The organism is Dyella terrae, from assembly GCF_022394535.1.
Lineage (GTDB): Bacteria > Pseudomonadota > Gammaproteobacteria > Xanthomonadales > Rhodanobacteraceae > Dyella.
The window spans coordinates 3,361,847-3,378,905 of sequence record NZ_CP089414.1 but is presented as its reverse complement, the minus strand read 5'-3'; the positions used below and the strand labels follow the sequence as shown (position 1 = coordinate 3,378,905).

Annotated in this window: 11 protein-coding genes; 5 read left to right on the top strand and 6 right to left on the bottom strand. The window is 62.0% G+C overall.

From position 1 onward, the window contains the following. Positions 1–12 precede the first annotated feature (12 nt). The gene (locus DYST_RS14725) at positions 13–3,213 is read right to left on the bottom strand and encodes an efflux RND transporter permease subunit (RefSeq protein WP_239946409.1); all 3,201 of its coding nucleotides are present in this window, start codon (positions 3,211–3,213) and stop codon (positions 13–15) included. A gap of 262 nt (positions 3,214–3,475) precedes the next feature. Beyond that, complete coding sequence (locus DYST_RS14720) at positions 3,476–4,672, bottom strand: efflux RND transporter periplasmic adaptor subunit (RefSeq protein WP_239946408.1); 1,197 nt, start codon at positions 4,670–4,672, stop codon at positions 3,476–3,478. 146 nt (positions 4,673–4,818) lie between these two features. Between DYST_RS14720 and DYST_RS14715 the strand changes: the two genes are divergently transcribed. Further along, the gene (locus DYST_RS14715) at positions 4,819–5,769 is read left to right on the top strand and encodes a LysR family transcriptional regulator (RefSeq protein WP_102303189.1); all 951 of its coding nucleotides are present in this window, start codon (positions 4,819–4,821) and stop codon (positions 5,767–5,769) included. A gap of 110 nt (positions 5,770–5,879) precedes the next feature. Beyond that, a complete protein-coding gene (locus DYST_RS14710) occupies positions 5,880–6,998 on the top strand; it encodes a serine hydrolase domain-containing protein (RefSeq protein ID WP_428993916.1) in 1,119 nt (372 codons plus the stop codon). 5 nt (positions 6,999–7,003) lie between these two features. Here DYST_RS14710 and DYST_RS14705 read toward each other — a convergent pair whose 3' ends face one another. After that, on the bottom strand, positions 7,004–8,569 hold the full coding sequence (locus tag DYST_RS14705) for a winged helix-turn-helix transcriptional regulator (protein ID WP_239946407.1): 1,566 nt from the start codon (positions 8,567–8,569) through the stop codon (positions 7,004–7,006). A 46-nt stretch (positions 8,570–8,615) separates the two neighbouring features. Continuing rightward, positions 8,616–9,413 carry an undecaprenyl-diphosphate phosphatase gene (locus tag DYST_RS14700; RefSeq protein ID WP_239946406.1) on the bottom strand — a complete coding sequence of 266 codons (798 nt, stop codon included), beginning with the start codon at positions 9,411–9,413 and terminating at the stop codon, positions 8,616–8,618. Positions 9,414–9,746: 333 nt separating this feature from the next. On the opposite strand from DYST_RS14700, the gene DYST_RS14695 reads away from it, so the two are divergent. The 3 genes from DYST_RS14695 (at position 9,747) to DYST_RS14685 (ending at position 14,082) form a co-directional block, all read left to right on the top strand. Further along, entirely contained in the window at positions 9,747–10,952 is a 1,206-nt protein-coding gene (locus DYST_RS14695) for a hypothetical protein (RefSeq protein ID WP_239946405.1), read from the top strand. 282 nt (positions 10,953–11,234) lie between these two features. Further along, entirely contained in the window at positions 11,235–12,650 is a 1,416-nt protein-coding gene (glnA, locus tag DYST_RS14690; RefSeq protein WP_102303193.1) for a type I glutamate--ammonia ligase, read from the top strand. A gap of 100 nt (positions 12,651–12,750) precedes the next feature. After that, a complete protein-coding gene (locus DYST_RS14685) occupies positions 12,751–14,082 on the top strand; it encodes a hypothetical protein (protein ID WP_239946404.1) in 1,332 nt (443 codons plus the stop codon). A 22-nt stretch (positions 14,083–14,104) separates the two neighbouring features. On the opposite strand, the gene DYST_RS14680 is transcribed toward DYST_RS14685, so the two are convergent. Together DYST_RS14680 and DYST_RS14675 are read right to left on the bottom strand one after the other, a co-directional pair. Continuing rightward, positions 14,105–15,265: a M23 family metallopeptidase gene (locus DYST_RS14680; protein WP_239946403.1), complete on the bottom strand. Its 1,161-nt coding sequence runs from the start codon at positions 15,263–15,265 to the stop codon at positions 14,105–14,107. A gap of 145 nt (positions 15,266–15,410) precedes the next feature. Further along, positions 15,411–16,970, bottom strand: coding sequence for a GH39 family glycosyl hydrolase (locus DYST_RS14675; RefSeq protein WP_239946402.1), 1,560 nt, complete (start codon positions 16,968–16,970; stop codon positions 15,411–15,413). Positions 16,971–17,059: the final 89 nt, after the last annotated feature.

Genomic DNA, 17,059 nt, shown 5'->3' with positions numbered 1-17,059 from the left:
AAGAAAGACATATCAGTGCTCCTCGATGAGGTTGCCGGCCTGCGCGTCGCGGGCGGCTTTGCGGGCGCGGCGGCGTTCGCTTATGCGTTCGCTCCAGCCGCGCACCATCACGTAGAACAGCGGGGTGAAGATCAGGCCGAAAAAGGTGACACCCAACATGCCCGAGAACACAGCCACACCCATCGCGTGGCGCATCTCCGCACCGGCACCATGCGAGGTCACCAGCGGCACCACACCCATGATGAAAGCGAACGACGTCATCAGGATCGGGCGAAGTCGCAGGCGAGCCGCTTCCAGCACAGCCTGTGTACGGTCCATGCCTTCGATGATCTGCGCTTCGCGAGCGAACTCCACGATCAGGATCGCGTTCTTGCACGCCAGGCCAACCAGCACGATCAGGCCGATCTGCGTGAAGATGTTGTTGTCGCCACCGGACATCCACACACCGGAGATGGCAGACAGCAGCACCATCGGCACGATCAGGATCACCGCGAGCGGCAGCAGCAGGCTTTCATACAGCGAGGCCAGCACCAGGAACACCAACAGCACGCACAAGGGGAACACGAGCACCGCGGTATTGCCGGCAAGGATTTGCTGATAGGTCAACTCGGTCCACTCGAAGGTCATGCCGTTGGGCAGGTTCTCCGCCGCCAACTTCTCGATCGCCTCCTGCGCCTGGCCACTGCTGAAGCCTGGTGCCGGTCCACCATTGATCTCGGCGGTCGGGTAACCGTTGTAGTGCTGCACGCGATCCGGACCCACGGTTTGGTTCACGGTGAGGAACGAGCCCAGCGGAATCATTTCACCGGTGGCACTGCGCGTCTTCAGTTGCAGGATGTCCTTCGCTTCATGGCGATAGCCAGGTTCGGCGGACACGTTCACCTGATAGGTACGGCCAAAGCGGTTGAAGTCGTTTACGTAGAGTGAGCCGAGGTAGGCCTGCATGGTCTGGTAGACATCGGCCAGATCCACGCCTTCTGCCTTCGCCTTTTCGCGATCCACGTCCGCATCGATCTGCGGCACGCTCACCTGATAGCTGGAGAACAGCCCTGCCAGCGTCGGTACCTTCGCGCTCGCCTGGATCAAGCCCTGGGTCTGCTTGTACAACTCCTCGAAGCCTGCGTCCGAACGATCTTCCACCTGCAGGCGGAACCCGCCGATGGTGCCCAGGCCATTGACCGGCGGAGGCGGGAAGATCGCGATGTAGGCATCCTGGATGGACGCGTACTTCTGCTGCAGCGCTGCGGTAATTGCACCGGCCGACAGCGACGCATCGCGACGCTCCTCGAACGGCTTGAGCGTCACGAACACGATGCCGGAGTTGGTGCTGTTGGTGAAACCGTTGATCGACAAGCCTGGGAACGCGACGGCGCTCTCCACGCCCGGCTGCTTGAGTGCGATGTCACTCATGCGGCGGATCACGTCTTCCGAACGATCCAGCGAAGCGGCATCCGGCAACTGTGCGAACGACACCAGGTACTGCTTGTCCTGCGGCGGCACGAAGCCGGTTGGTACGTGAGCAAAGCCGAACAGGCCGAGCACCACCAGGCCGCCATAGATGACCAGTGCAATGCCGCTCGAACGCAGGATGCGCTTCACACCACCCACATAACGATTTGCGCTGGTGACGAACAGGCGGTTGAAGGGACGGAACAACCAGCCGAACGCACGATCGATAAAGCGGCTCAGCTTGTCCTTCGGTGCGCCGTGTTCCTGCAGCAGCAAGGCCGACAGCGCCGGGCTCAGCGTGAGCGAGTTGAAGGCCGAGATCACCGTGGAGATGGCGATGGTCAGCGCGAACTGGCGATAGAACTGACCCGTCAGGCCGCTGATGAATGCGGCCGGCACGAACACCGCGCACAGCACCAGCGCCGTGGCCACGATGGGCCCGGTGACTTCGTTCATCGCCTTGCGCGTGGCTTCCTTGGGCGACAAACCATGCTCGATATGACGCTCAACGTTCTCCACCACCACGATGGCGTCATCCACCACGATACCGATGGCCAGCACCAGGCCGAACAACGACAACGCGTTGAGCGAGAAGCCCGCCATTAACATCACCGCGAACGTACCGATCAGCGACACCGGCACGGCGACCAGCGGGATGATCGACGCACGCCACGTCTGCAGGAACAGGATCACCACCAACACGACGAGCAAGATGGCTTCGAACAGCGTATGCACCACCGCCTCGATCGAACCGCGCACGAACACGGTCGGGTCGTAGACGATCTTGTAGTCGACGCCTTGCGGGAAATCCTTCTTCAGGTCCGCCATCAATCCGCGGACTTCGTCGGAGATCTGAATGGCGTTGGAGCCTGGACGCTGGAAGATTGGCAGTGCGACGGCCGGCTGGTTGTTGAGCAGGCTGCGCAGCGCATAGCTGTTGGCACCCAGTTCGACACGGGCCACATCGCGCAGATGCACGAAGGAGCCATCGGCGGCCTTGCGCACGATGATGTTGAGGAAGTCTTCCTCAGTGATCAGTCGGCCCTGCGTGTTGATGTTGAGCTGGAACGCCGCGTTGGTCGGCCCAGGAGGCGCATTCAGCGCACCCGCCGCCACCGTGATGTTCTGCTCCTGGATCGCATGCACCACGTCACCCGTGGTCAGCTGGCGTGTCGCCAGGCGATCCGGATCGAGCCAAACGCGCATGCTGTACTCGCCAGCACCGAAGATCTGCACGTCGCCCACGGCATCGAGGCGGGCGAGCTGATCCTTGATGTGCAGGCGCGCATAGTTCGACAGGTACAGCATGTCGTAGCGCTGATCCGGCGAAATCAGATGCACCACCATGGTGAGGTCGGGCGAGCTCTTCTGCGTGGTCACGCCAAGGCGCTGCACTTCCTCAGGCAAACGCGGCTGCGCCTGCGCGACGCGGTTCTGCACCTGCACCTGTGCGTTGTCCAGGTCTGTGCCCAGCGCAAAGGTGACAGTAAGCGTCATCTGGCCGTCGCTGGTGGACTGCGAGCTGGTGTACAGCATGCCTTCCACGCCGTTGATCTGTTCTTCCAACGGTGTAGCGACGGTTTCGGCGATCACCTTGGGGTTGGCGCCGGGATAGGAAGCACGCACCACCACGGTCGGCGGCACGACTTCGGGGTATTCGCTGATCGGCAACTTGAACAGCGCAATGCTGCCCGCGATGACGATCAGCACGGAGAGGACGCCAGCCAGGATTGGCCTGTCCACGAAATATTGGGCGAGTTTCATTGCATTCGTCCTGGTTGCTCTTAAGCACCATTCCCGCGTAAGGCGGGGACTAACGGGTGCGTTGTTCGCGATATGCGGAGACAAAGCGGCCCTGGCCCTCTGCTCAAACGAGAGAGGGCGTCCATTTCTTGCTAACCAACCAACTAAGCCGTCATCCCGGCGCAGGCCGGGATCCAGTAGCGGTGGTACTCATACGCGCGAGCACCTTCATGAGTTGTCGCTACTGGATTCCGGCCTGCGCCGGAATGACGGGCAAAAGCCGTTACTTCTGCTGCGCCGCCTTGTTTCCGCTAGCGCCACCGGCCATCGCTACCTGCTTGTTCGGGTCGAGGCTGCGCGTTTCCATCGCCACCTTGGTCGGGTTCACTTCCACGCCCGGACGCACGTGCTGCAGTCCGTTGACGATCACCGTGTCCTTGGCGTCCAGACCTTCGGTAACCACGCGCAGGCCGTCCAGTAGCGGACCGGTGACCACGCGGCGGTATTCCACCTTGCGATCCTTGTCGACCACGTACACGTACTTGTTGCCCAGGTCGGCGCCGATGGCGCGGTCGTCGACCAGCGCACGCGGCTGGCGGCTGTCGCTGCGCAGCTGGATGCGGACGTACAGGCCCGGCGTGTAGCTGGCGTCGGCGTTGTCGAACACCGCGCGCAGGCGGATGGTGCCGCTGCCGGCGCGCAGCTGGTTGTCGACAAAGTCGACGCGACCGGTATGCGGAAACCCTTTCTCATCCGCCAATGCCATCGAGATCTGCGGCGAATTGCCGTGTTCGCGACGCTGACGATCGAACTTCAGGTAGCTGTGCTCGTCGACATCGAAGTAGGCGTAGATCGGGTCGACGCTCACCACGCTGGTCAGCACGTCAGTGCTGGTTACCAGGTTGCCCGGCGTCACCAGCGCGTTGCTCACGCGACCGTCGATCGGCGCGCGGATCTCGGTGAAGTTGAGGTTGAGCTTGGCGGCGTCGAGCGCGGCGTTGGTGGAGGCCACCTGAGCCTTGGCGCTTTGTGCGGCGGTCTGCTGGCGGTCGGCTTCTTCCTTGGCGATGGCGTGCTGCTGAAGCAGACGGTCAGCGCGCTCGCCGTTGGACTGCGCCAACACCTGGTTGGCCTTGGCTTCGGCCAAATTGGCGCTTAGGCGATCCACCTCGGCCTGGTAGGGGCGCGGGTCGATGCGGAAAAGAAGATCGCCTTTTCGCACGATCGCCCCTTCCTTGAAGTGCACCGAGTCCACATATCCACCCACGCGGGGACGCAGTTGGATGGTGTCGACCGCCTGCAGGCGGCCGGTGAATTCGTCGGCATCGTCCACGGGGCGCACCAGTACCTGGGCCACCGTCACGGCGGGCGCCGGCGGGGGGCCAGCCTGGGCGTGGGTATCACCGCTGTGGCTGAGCAAGGCCCAGCTACCGCCCACCGCGGCAAGGGCGAGTACGGTGAGGATCCATCGTTTGTTCATGTTGGGCTCCCTGGATTGGACTCGTCGAAGTAGGGGTACCCCGACGATCAGGAGCGGAAGATTAGGTGTACCATCTAGTTCAATAAATGCCTTTTGATGCAATGCAATAGTGACTGCCAGTCACGAATAGGGTAAAAATCCAGCCTATGGAAGACTTTGCCGCAATCTCCGCGTTTGTCCGCGTGGTCGAGGCCAAGAGCTTCGCCGCCGCCGCCGCCCAGTTGGGCATGACCCCCTCCGGGGTCAGCCGCGCGGTGTCGCGCCTGGAAGAACAGCTTGGGGCCCGGCTGTTGTTCCGCTCCACACGTTCGCTGCGTTTGACCGACGATGGTGCCTCGTTCCATGCACGTTGCAAGGAAATCCTCGCCGATCTGGCCGAGGCGACCGAGGCCCTGGGCTACGCCAGCCGCAAGCCAACCGGCAAGTTGCGCATCGGTGCGCCGGCCGCCGTAGGCCGCACGGTGATCATCCCCAGGCTGGCGGAATTCGAGCAGCGCTATCCGGATATCCGGTTGGAGCTGTCGATGTGCGATTACCCCTACGACCTCAACGAGGAAGGCATCGATTGCGCGGTGCGTGTGGGCCCGCTGGAAGACTCCAGCCTGATCGCCCGCAAGATTGGCTACCTGCGCAATGTGATCCTGGCCTCGCCGGACTACCTGGCCATGCACGGTGCTCCGCAGAGCATCGAGGATCTGAAGAATCATCGTTGCATCAACTACGTGCAGCCCAATGGCCGGCCTCGTCAGTGGCAGTTCGATACGCCGAGTGGGCAGGTGGGTGTGGATATCGATGCGCACTTACTGATCAATGACGCCGAATCGGTGATCCAGGCAGTGGTCTCCGGCCTGGGCATCACCCAGGCGCCGAACGTGATCGCTGCCTGCATGCTCGATATCGGCAAGCTCGAGCAGGTGATGACGGACACCATTTCCACCGGCAAGCCGGTGTGGATCGTCTATCCGCAGAAGAAGCACCTGTCCGCCCGCGTGCAGGCCTTCATCGAATGGGTGCGCGAAGTGTTCGAGCAGACCAACGAACCGGGCAAGCACAAGAAGCCGATGGTGTCGGTGGTGCCGGAGCGGCTGAGCGCCTGACCCTTGCAAGGGCTTGTTTCGACGGCCCTTCATGATTCTTCATTCGCCTTTCCGACGCTTCATTCGGCGTGCTGCTGGGCTTGGCTCCGTCCTTCCACGGAGTTGAAACCATGGCTTCACTTTGCACGCGATGGCTACTGGCGCTGACGCTGGCCATTCCGACCCTCGCCCTGGCCGACTATCAGCCACCGCTTGCCCGCGACGATGGCTGGCGGGTGACCGACGCACGGGCCGCCCACTGGAACATGGCGTCGCTAACCGCGATGGAAGCGAAGCTGGGCGATGCTGGCTACAAGGGCATCACCAGTGTCCTGATCGCCCAGCGCGGCAAGCTGGTCTACGAGGGTTACTTCAATGGCGGCGAAGAGGGGCGACTCAACGACGTGCGCTCCGCCAGCAAGAGCGTGACCGCGTTGCTGGTGGGAGCGGCGATCGATCGCGGCCTGATCCCGGACATACACGCGCGTGTCTACGATTTCTTCCCGGACAAGCAGCCCTTGCAGCATCCGGACCCGCGCAAGCAAGCCATCACCCTCGAAGATCTGCTCACCATGAGTTCCCTGTGGGAATGCGACGACGACAATGCATTCTCCAGCGGCAATGAGGAGCGTATGTATGTCAGCGAGGATTGGCTGCAATTTGCGCTGGACCTGCCGATCAAAGGCTTCGCACCCTGGATGAGCAAGCCGAAAGATAGCCCGTACGGCCGCGCCTTCTCCTACTGCACGGCGGGCGCGTTCACTCTGGGCGCCGTCGTCGAGCGCGTAACGCAGAAGAGCCTCGGCGCGTTCGCCGCGGAAGCCTTGGAGAAACCACTCGGCATTACCGACGTGCAGTGGAACCAGTCCCCATTGGGCATCGGCATGGGCGGTGGAGGGACACGCTACCGCAGCCGCGATCTGGCCAAGCTGGGCGAGCTAGCGCTGGACGAAGGCCGCTGGCAGGGGCGACAAGTGATATCGGCAGCCTGGATCAAGCAGATGCTGACACCGCATGCACAAGCGCGCGAGGATGCCGACTACGGTTATCTGTGGTGGTGCTTCCGCTTTCCCGTACACGGCACTGAGCAGGTGGCGTGGGCCATGTCTGGCAATGGCGGCAACTACGTGTTGGTGATGCCGTCGCAGCAACTGGTCGCGGTGATCACCAGTACGGCCTACAACCAGCGCAATGCCCACGCGCAATCGCAGGAGATCTTTCGCGAATACGTGCTGAAAGCATTGCCGTAAGTGCGTCAGGGCGATGTCTGGCGTAACTCGGGCGGGCACCACGCCGCCGCGAGCACGCGTTGCCTCTGTTCTGCCACGCGGCGGTTGATCGACTCGATCGCCGCTGCGAAGCGTGGATCGGATGACAGAGGTTTGAGCAGCGGCGACACCTGAAGGTACGCACTGTCGCTATAGCCGTTCTGTACGCTCGTTTGTACGGCATCGAGTGCAGCGTCCCGGTGCCCCTGCGCTTGCAGCAGCATCGCGAGCTCGAGCCATTCGCCTGGATACAGCGTGTGGTGCGCCGCTTCGTTGCGCACGGAAGCGATGCGTGTGGCGAACCAGCTTTCGTCCGGTGTATTCGCGCCGTAGAGACCTACTAGCGACCCCGGTAATCCCATCTGAGGGCGCAACTGCTGTGCATGCGTGAATGCCGCCAGTGCCGCGATGCGATCGTTGCGAAGCATAGCCAGTTCACCTTGCAGTACGTACAACTCCACATGGGGAGTATTGCGCGTCAGCGCTTCGTCCAGCGCCTGTTGTGCTTCTACGAGGCGACCATGCAGGAACAGGTGGCGCGGCCACGCGATGTTGGAGAACACGTTGTCGGGATAAAGCTGGAAACTGCGCGCAAGGCGCTTTCCCGCCTCTTCGTCAAAACCCAGCAGCGCCATCTCGCGGGCGATCTGTACCTCGCGGAAGCGCACGCGAGACGCATCGCCGTGCATGTCCAGGTTGGTACGGAGCGCTTCGTCGAGTCGTCCCCGTTCCTGATAGAGATAGGCCACCGACGCACGGCTGGCATCATCGCCTGGATCGAGAGTGAAGGCTTTCTCATAGGCTTTAGTGGCTGCGTCGATGTCGCCCAGGCAATCGCGCGCATAGCCCAGCGCCGACCAAGCGGAAGCGCGCGCTGATTCGATGGACACGGCCTCGTCGGCCAGCTTCTGCGCTTGTTGCGCCCACTGATAGGGAAAGTTGTAGAGGCAGACGCGTGCGCTGTAAGCGCGGCTGAGGCCGATCCGTGCGTCGCGATCTTCGGGAGATGCGGCCAGCGCCTGTTGATACAGCGCAATGGCGCGTTCGTTGTTGTCGCGTTGTCCGATGCCGGCGTAGTAGTTCGCGCGTTGCACCAGTTCCTGCGATGCGGATGGCCGGGAAGGTCGCGGTGATGCAAGCCACCAGGCGAATCCCACGATGGCGATGACGAGCACCGCGATGGCCGGAACCATCCACCGCAGTGAGGTGACGGATGTCGTGGGGCGGACGCTTTCGACCACCTGCGGCATCTCGCACAACTGATAGCCGCGTCCGCGCACGGAGCGGATGTAACTCGGCGAACGTCCGTCATCACCCAGCAACTGGCGCAACAGCTTCACGCGCTGCGTGACGGTTTCTTCGTTGACGACAGCAGGTGCCCAGACTTCGGCAATCAGCGTATCGAAGTCCACCACGTCTACGCCGTGGCGCAGCAAGCAAGCCAGCAATCGGAACGAAAGGCCCTGCACATCCACCGTCACACCATCGCGGGTAACACGCTGGCGTTCCACATCGATAGTAAGGTCCAGCAGGCGATAGTGCAGGGCGCTCATGCGAGGACGAAGGTCAGTGTGCAGACCTCATCCTCGCACGGTTCCGTCATGCGCCGGCGGGAATCAGCAGCAGCAGCGCGATGCCCAGCACGATGCGGTAGATCGCGAACGGCGTGAAGCGATGGCTACGGATATAGCCGAGCAGCCACTTCACCGCCACAAAGGCGACGATGGCCGATACCACGAAGCCGACGCCGAAGGCACTCCAGTCTTCATGGTGAACGCCGCCTTCCTTGACCACCTTCAGCAGCTCGTAGCCGGTCGCGGCATACATAGTGGGAATGCCGACCAGGAAAGCGAACTCCGTTGCCGCCGCGCGGTTGCTGGTGCCGGCAAGCATGGCGGTGAAGATGGTGGCCGCCGAGCGCGAGGTGCCCGGGAAAATGCCCGCCACCATTTGCGCAAAGCCAACCAGGATCGCCACGCGCCACGTCACCTGCGTGCGATCGGGCTGGCGCGCGGCGAGGCGTTCGGCCGCGAGCATCCAAATGCCGCCGATCACCAGCGCCCACGCCACCGGCGTCACCGCCTCGGGCAGCTTGAAGCCGAGCTTCACGGCGATGAAGCCGAGTACCGCCGTGATCATGAAAGCCACGAACAACTTGGCCAGATAGTCGCGATTGGCCGGATCACGCCACTGCGTGAAAAGCTGCCAGATGCGGCCCCAATAGATAAAGGTCACCGCCAGGATCGCACCCGCCTGGATGCCCACATTGAACAGGTCCGAGCGTTCGCCCAGGCCGAATTTCTCGGCGATGAGCAGATGGCCCGTGCTGGAAATGGGGAGGAACTCGGTGATGCCTTCGATGATGCCGAGCAGGATGACGTTGATTAGGTCGCTCACGAAAACTCCGGTAGATTGCCCCGCGCCGGGGCTCTCGGCGCCAAGCGGCATAGCTTACGGCATGGGTGTGGCATGTCACGCGCTGGAGAGAGCGCCCGTAAAGTTAATCTCGAGCCCCAAAGCGGCGCCGGGTGCCGAGCCAGCCTGGCCTCAGGGTTCCCGGCTGCTGCGTCATTTTTGTCGCCGACGGTAGACGCCGGGATGGGATTATTTGTCTCACGCCGGCCCTGGGAGTGTTTGAATACCTTGTTGCGGCAGATGCCGTCAGGGCAAATCGTTGTTGTAATGGAAGCTTGAGATGTCACGTTTGCTTATAAGCAGGATGCGATTTTGATGAAGTTGTTTGCTTTGCCCGTAGGTTCATTGATGCAGCCTCTGGCCCGGTTCCGGTCAACCTTGCCAAAGGGCCTCAGGCGCACGCTGGTTCCATTCATTATTTCCCGCTTGATCATGGTGTTGATCTTCACGGCTGTGCCTTTGGTGGCGCGCGTTCCCATCGAGCAGTGGGCGCGCGATGACAACATCACCATCAAGTTGAATGCTGAAGCCGTATCGAACGGGCTGTCGGGTGTCGCACTGGCTAATGACGCAGGGTGGTACATCAGCATCGCGAAGACTGGCTATGAGCACCGGCCTTTTGATACGACAAAGCAGGCCAATTGGGCGTTCTTCCCGCTGCACCCGATATTGTGGATGGCTGCCGCTACGACGACTGGAGAGTGGGTCTGGTCAGGCATGCTGTTGTCCAACCTGTTAGCGCTGGCCGGTTTAAGCCTGCTGTGGCATCTGACCAGCAAATTGACGAGCTCGGACAAGGCGGCCGACGGCGCCGTGCTGTTCGCCTGCTTTTGGCCGACGAGCTACTTCATGTCGCTGCCACAGACCGAGGCGCTGTTTTTCGCCATGACTACCCTCGCGTATCTGGCGGCTCGCAGCCAACGTTGGTGGCTGGCTGGCTTTGCCGGCATGTTAAGCAGTGCGACGCGCTTCAATGGGTTGTTTCTGCTACCAGCCCTGTTTCTGGCGTGGTGGCGTGGCGAGCGACGTGTGGCTGATCTGATTAAGCTCGCCCCCATCGTCTTGGGCACGCTCGCCTTTATGGCGTATCTCTGGGCTACGACGGGCAACCCGACGGCTTTCAAAGATATACAGATCACCTGGGGGAGGGAGCCGACGGCGCCTTGGGTCGCCCTGCTGGACTACCTGCATCGCCCCCTTAAGGTGGCGGTGCCGTGGAACCCCAAGATGCTGCACTTTGTGATGGTTGCTATCGGGTTCTGCAGTGCAGTTACCTGCTGGCGCAAGGGTTGGCGTGATCTGGCCGTGTTTACGCTGCTGACTTTGCTTGCGCCACTTTCAACGGGAACGCTGATCTCGATCACGCGTTATCTGGGTGTGGCGCCGGGTGTTTACGTGGCCCTTGCGGTGTGGACTGAGCAGCGACCGCGTCTTGGCCAGCTACTCATTGCTTTTTTTGCGCTCTCGATGGGGCTGCTGTGCACATTGTTTGCGGCAGGTATCAATATCGGCGGAGCCTGATGGGCGGGTTATTAGCCAATCAGGTGGTGGCCGGAGCTTTGCGGATCTGACGCTTTAGCATCAGGATCCTTGAATCCGTGTGGAGGCTGAAGCGCAGGTGCGCCCGCATTGATCCACTTTGGTGCAAATGCTTCATGTGTTTAGACGAAGATGGTGCAAATAGACCTGGGTTCTGCCGCCATATTGTTACTAAGCTCATGATTTAATGGGGTAGAGCTGCTTGGCACAGGCCTTGCTCAACCGCTTGTTGTTTTCCTCACCCTTTACCCGTCGAGGTTGTCCATGTCGTCCGCCGTCCAGCAAGTGCTTGATCAGATCCAGGAACACGAAGTTGAGTTCGTCGACTTCCGTTTCGCCGACATGCTCGGCAAGCATCACCACGTGACGTTCCCGGCCCACGCCATCGACGAGGGTACGTTTGAGGACGGCAAGATGTTCGACGGTTCGTCGATTGCCGGCTGGAAGGGCATCAACGAATCCGACATGGTGCTGATGCCTGATCCGGACACCGCGTATATCGACCCGTTCAGCGCGCACACGCAGATGGTCATCCATTGCGACGTGCTGGAGCCGTCGACCATGCAGGCCTATGGCCGCGACCCGCGCTCCATCGCCAAGCGCGGTGAAGCGTTCCTCAAGTCCACCGGCATCGCCGACACGGCCTTCTTTGGTCCGGAGCCGGAATTTTTCATCTTCGATTCCGTGCGCTGGCAGAACGACATGGGCCGCGTGTTCTACGAAATCGGCTCCGAAGAAGCCGCGTGGAGCTCGCGCTACAAGTACGAAGACAACAACACCGGCCACCGTCCCGGCGTGAAGGGCGGCTACTTCCCGGTCAGCCCGGTCGACTCGCTGGGCGATCTGCGCGCCGACATGTGCAAGGTGCTCGAGTCGCTGGGTCAGGTCGTTGAAGTGCATCACCACGAAGTGGCGAATGCCGGCCAGTGCGAGATCGGCGTGAAGTTCAACACGCTGGTGAAGAAGGCCGACGAACTGATGACGATGAAGTACGTCATCAAGAACGTCGCCCACCAGAACGGCAAGACCGTCACCTTCATGCCCAAGCCCATCGTCGGCGACAACGGTAGCGGTATGCACGTGCACCAGTCGCTGGCGAAGGACGGCAACAACCTGTTCGCGGGTGACCTGTACGGCGGCCTGTCGCAGACGGCGCTGTGGTACATCGGCGGCATCTTCAAGCACGCCAAGGCCATCAACGCCTTCGCCAACTCCACCACCAACAGCTACAAGCGCCTGGTGCCGGGCTTCGAAGCGCCGGTGATGCTGGCCTACTCGGCCCGCAACCGTTCGGCCAGCTGCCGTATTCCGTACGTGTCGAGCCCGAAGGGTCGCCGCATCGAAGTGCGCTTCCCCGATCCGATGAACTCGGGCTACCTCGTGTTCACCGCACTGATGATGGCCGGCCTGGACGGCATCATCAACAAGATCGACCCGGGTGCACCGGCCGACAAGGATCTCTACGACCTCCCGCCGGAAGAAGAGAAGAACATCCCGCAGGTGTGCGCAAGCCTGGACGAAGCGCTCAACGCGCTCGACAAGGATCGTGAGTTCCTCAAGGCTGGCGGTGTGTTCACCGACGACTTCATCGACGCCTACATTGCGTTGAAGATGCAGGAAGTCACCCGCTACCGCGCCAGCACACATCCGCTGGAATTCCAGATGTACTACGCGCTCTGATCGCGTAAGCGACAACGAGGAGTGGGGACAACGGGCGCTTTGGCGCCCGTTGTTTTTTCTGTGGTTAGAATCGCTCCCAAAGGACAGGGGGAGATGCACCGTGCGTGTATTCAAAGGATTGTTGTGGGCAGTCGCTGCCTTGCTGGTTGCCTTGCTGGCGGCGTTCGCCTGGGGGCGGCTGCGGCCGCCCACGCCGGAGCAGGGCAGGGCACTTGCCCTGCTGCATAAGGACCAGAAACCCACAGCGGGCCGGAATGCGAACCCATGGCTCTGGTTCATGGGTTTCGACATACCGGCTGACCGGGTGGATGCGGCTTACGAGCAGCAACGCCGACGCACGGCGGCATGGGCAGAGAGTTACAAGCTTGGCAGCGGGTCGGCTACTCCGCCGGAGATTCAAGCGGACTTCCCGAAGCTTCCGTCGATGTCCTCCAGAGAGCGCGATCTGCTGTGCAGGCCGCGCGACGCGGATTGCCTGGGCAAGGTGCGCGCCCATGGCGGCGAGATCCTTGCGCTGCTCGCCCGCCACGAAAAGCTGCGCGGTCGCGATGAAGCGCTCAGCGACTTCGATTACATCTGGGGTGACATACCCGGTTGGCCGTTTATGTCCATCCCACCCTTCGCGACTGGCATGGGTTTGTGGCACACGTCGATCGCGGTGGATTTCGTGGATGGCAAACAGGCACAAGCCATGGATGCGGCCTGTTCGCAAGTGGCGACGATGCGTCGACTGCATGCACACGCCAACTCGCTGGTTGCCACCATGGTGTTCGCGGCAAGGTTGCGTGGCAGCGTTCGTCTCTTCTCTGAACTCCTGAGCGAACTCCCGGCAGATGCATCGCTACCGGTCTCCTGCGCTGGGGCGTTTGCGCCCGTCACCGCGGAAGATGTCGACATGTGTCCCAGCATGCAGGCCGAGTCCGCCATCGTGGCGTCGCCCGAGCTGTTCGGCCGTCCGGAGCACTGGTACGAAAACTGGAACTGGTCCGGTTCGCAAACGCAGCGCTTGCTGGCGGCGGACTATGGCGCGATGTGCGAGCCCGACCTTGCTCAAAGGCTGCTGGCGGACGAGCACGTCGAGATGATGAGACATCCACCGCGCGTCGACCTGTTCGACTTCATTTCCAATAGCACGGGAACGATCATTTCCCGTATTCCTGTGCCTTCGTTTGATGCTTACCTTGCGCGTCAGCAGGACACGGCGGCAACCCTTCGCATGGGGGCTCTATTGATATGGATGCGCGATACACCCCGTGACGGTACATCGCCATCAGAACGCCTTGCGCAGCGACCTGCGTGGATGCGTTTCGCAGAGGATCGCCACGTTGCTCTTTCCACCGATGGTCGAAGCCTGACGATGGGGGTGCTGGACATCGCGGGTCAGGGCATAAGCCCCTGGCCGACGACCTGGGCGTTGCCGGCGGGACGGTAAGGAACAACTGCGTGCGATGTCGCTAGGGGATTGGTGATATGACGCGCGCTTCGCCGAAATCCACCACGGATAGTGGAGCGGGGAACCCTTCGCCGGTGGTGGATGTTGCCTGCGACGTCCAGGGGCGCCCGTTGGCGAAGTCGTCGATCGTTGCGTAGGAGCCGACGATACGGAACGACGACAGCGCATAAGGCATGCCCTCGGCCGCTAGCGGTGCGTTCGCATCGCTGACGTGAAAATGCAGATGCGGGCCAGTCGATTCGCCGGTGAATCCGAGTTGTCCGATCACCTCGCCCGTTCGCACGGGGTCGCCGGGTTTTACCTTGATGCTGCCGGGCTTGAGATGTTCGTAGAACGCGAAACGTCCGTCCCCCAGATCAAGTGAGACATAGTTGCCTGCAGCATCTTCTAACGGAACCTTGCGGGCCGCGCCTTCGGCGAGCGTTGCGGGTTCCGCGATACCTTCGCCCACGGAAGCGACGACGGCATCCGCGACGGCGAGTACATCCGCGCCATAGCCATACCACTGCGCGGGCTTATCTCCCTTGCCGTGTGCAAAGCCGCCGTGCGCGCCGACGCGAATCCAGTCGATGGCGAACCTACCAGGTACTTTCGCGCTGCCGTCGGTGGCGTAGATCACGCGTCGATGGCCACGCTCCCAGCTCGCGTCATAGATGGCGACCCACGGACCGCCGCGCAGTGGTGGCCCGAGTGGCTTGGCAGACAAGGCGACGGGCATCACTTCGGCACCTTCCAGCGTGATCTCGTGGCCAGTGGCATCCACGTAGACGACGCAATGATGCAGGTGCGCGACGCGCGCGTCGGCGATCGGCACGGACAGATAGGCCACGGCCATCATGGCCGGGGCGATGCGCAAGCGGTCACCACCTTTGGCGCGATCCGCGCGTCCGATGGCGGCAACCAGTGGTTCTCCCTGGAGATCGAGAAGCACGTGCTGCTGATTGTCAGTGACAACGATACGACGGAGCGTCAATGGCTCCTGCGCGTCATTGCCAAGGTTCAGTTCGTAGACCAGCGATGTCTTGCCTGCAACAACGACCGGCTGCGGTGTCCACGGTACGCGCATGTCGAACGATTGATGCAGCGGGATGCGCTGCGCTACGGCGGTCTGCGCAGTCAGCGCGGCGAGCAAGACGAAGATGACATTGCGCCAAGAGCGCATGGCATGAACCCATGGTGGAGTGCTGCGCGAGCTTTGATCCGCGAGAAGCGGCGCGCCAATGCCAGAGGTCATTGCGGCGGGTGGAACGGAAAACCACACGCGCCGCCGCCGCGAGGGGACGGCGGCGGCGCGCGCTTGCCGCTACTCAGTGCAGCTCCACCACCACCAGACCTTGCGGCGGGATGTCGACGCTCAGGCGGCCATTCTGCAACGCGGCCTGTTCGGGCGCGGCAAGCTTGCCCGCCTCACGCAGCATCGCGATCTGTTCGCGACTCGGCCATGCAGGGCGGCCCATCTTGTCGAAGGTGGCGACGGCATTGCCGTGCTCTTGGTCCAGGCGCCATACCGTTGCTTGCGTCGCGTTGCCCAGGTGCTTCAGATCCACATCGAAGTGCTTGCTCGCGCCGGTGGGCATGCCGGGCGTGTAGTCGGCGGTGTTGCCTAGCGGCGGCGTGTAGTTCCACAACGCCAGCACCACCGTACCGTCTGCGCGGCGCGTGGCGAGTGCGCTGTCAGTTTTCAGCGGCAGCTGTGTATCGCCCAGCTTGTGCAGCAGGGTGAAGGCATTGAAGGCCGGCTTCTCGATGCGATCGGCGGCGATCAGGCCGAAGCCGCCGTAGAACGGCGTCTTCACCACGCCTTGTTCGTCGAACACATCGGAGAACGACCAGTAGCTCATCATCTCCACCTTGCCCGCGCATTCGCGGATGGTGTTCGCCATCCACGGGCCCATGTAGACCGTGTCGGTGACGTTGGGCAGGTTGGCGTACGACGCGTTGTACTCGCTGTAGATCAGCGGCAGTTTCGGGAATGGCGAGGCGACAACTTCCTTGTGCGACTTATCCACCGCACGACACACCATGTCACGGCGCGGGATGTTCTCGTCGGTCTTGAACACATTGTCGGCGGTGTCATCGCCGTAGACGTGCGTGCTCACGAAATCGATCGGCGCGCCGCTCTGCTTCACATGCTTGAGGAACTCCGGCAACCACGCGGCCTGCGCGGTGGCTGGCCCGCCAATGCGAAGCTGCTTGTCGACGGATTTCACCGTCTGCGCCGTGCGGTCATACAGTTGGTAGTACGTGTCCTTCTCTGGCTTGCCGCCCCAGAAGGAGAGATTGGGTTCGTTCCACACCTCGAAGTACCAACTGCGCACTTCGTCGATGCCGTAGCGTTCGATTTCATGCTGGAGGAAGGCGCGTACGAGCCCGTCCCATTCGTTCCAGTCCTTCGGCGGCATCACGTTGGGGTGATACCAGAAGTCGTGGTGGCTGGCCGGATCGGTGCTCATCTCCGGCGGCATGAAGCCCAGTTCTACAAATGGTTTGACGCCGCGCGCGAGCAGGCCGTCGTACACCTGATCCACGTAGCTGAAGTTGTATTGCAGCTTGCCCTGCGCGTCGCGATAGACCACACCCATGTCGCGGTCGAAGATGCCGTGGAAGCGGATATAGGTGAAGCCGGTGGCGGCCTTCACGTCTTCCAGGTCCTTGCGGTAGTCGTCGCGCAGTGCGAGCACGGCGCGGCCGGAACCGAACATGGTTTCCCAGAAGTGCGGCAGTGGCGTGCCCTTGGCCGTCGCATCCACCTGCAGCTGCACCGCATCGTGACCGGCGGGCGCCGCGTGGACCGAGCCGAGCAAGGCGAGGCAGGTCGCCGCACAGGTGCGCAAAGCAAGGCGACGGAGCGGTAAGGGGGTCGGCATGGCGATTCCTTCGGTCTGCAAGGTGGGTCGGCCTTCAGAGATGGCCGACGTGTAAACGTTTACGTGACGGTGAAGTCTCTTACAGACAG

Coding starts and splice junctions, on each gene's coding strand:
- DYST_RS14725 (WP_239946409.1), bottom strand. CDS start 3,213: ATGAAACTCGCCCAATATTTCGTGGACAGGCCAATCCTGGCTGGCGTC.
- DYST_RS14720 (WP_239946408.1), bottom strand. CDS start 4,672: ATGAACAAACGATGGATCCTCACCGTACTCGCCCTTGCCGCGGTGGGC.
- DYST_RS14715 (WP_102303189.1), top strand. CDS start 4,819: ATGGAAGACTTTGCCGCAATCTCCGCGTTTGTCCGCGTGGTCGAGGCC.
- DYST_RS14710 (WP_428993916.1), top strand. CDS start 5,880: ATGGCTTCACTTTGCACGCGATGGCTACTGGCGCTGACGCTGGCCATT.
- DYST_RS14705 (WP_239946407.1), bottom strand. CDS start 8,569: ATGAGCGCCCTGCACTATCGCCTGCTGGACCTTACTATCGATGTGGAA.
- DYST_RS14695 (WP_239946405.1), top strand. CDS start 9,747: ATGAAGTTGTTTGCTTTGCCCGTAGGTTCATTGATGCAGCCTCTGGCC.
- glnA (WP_102303193.1), top strand. CDS start 11,235: ATGTCGTCCGCCGTCCAGCAAGTGCTTGATCAGATCCAGGAACACGAA.
- DYST_RS14680 (WP_239946403.1), bottom strand. CDS start 15,265: ATGCGCTCTTGGCGCAATGTCATCTTCGTCTTGCTCGCCGCGCTGACT.
- DYST_RS14675 (WP_239946402.1), bottom strand. CDS start 16,970: ATGCCGACCCCCTTACCGCTCCGTCGCCTTGCTTTGCGCACCTGTGCG.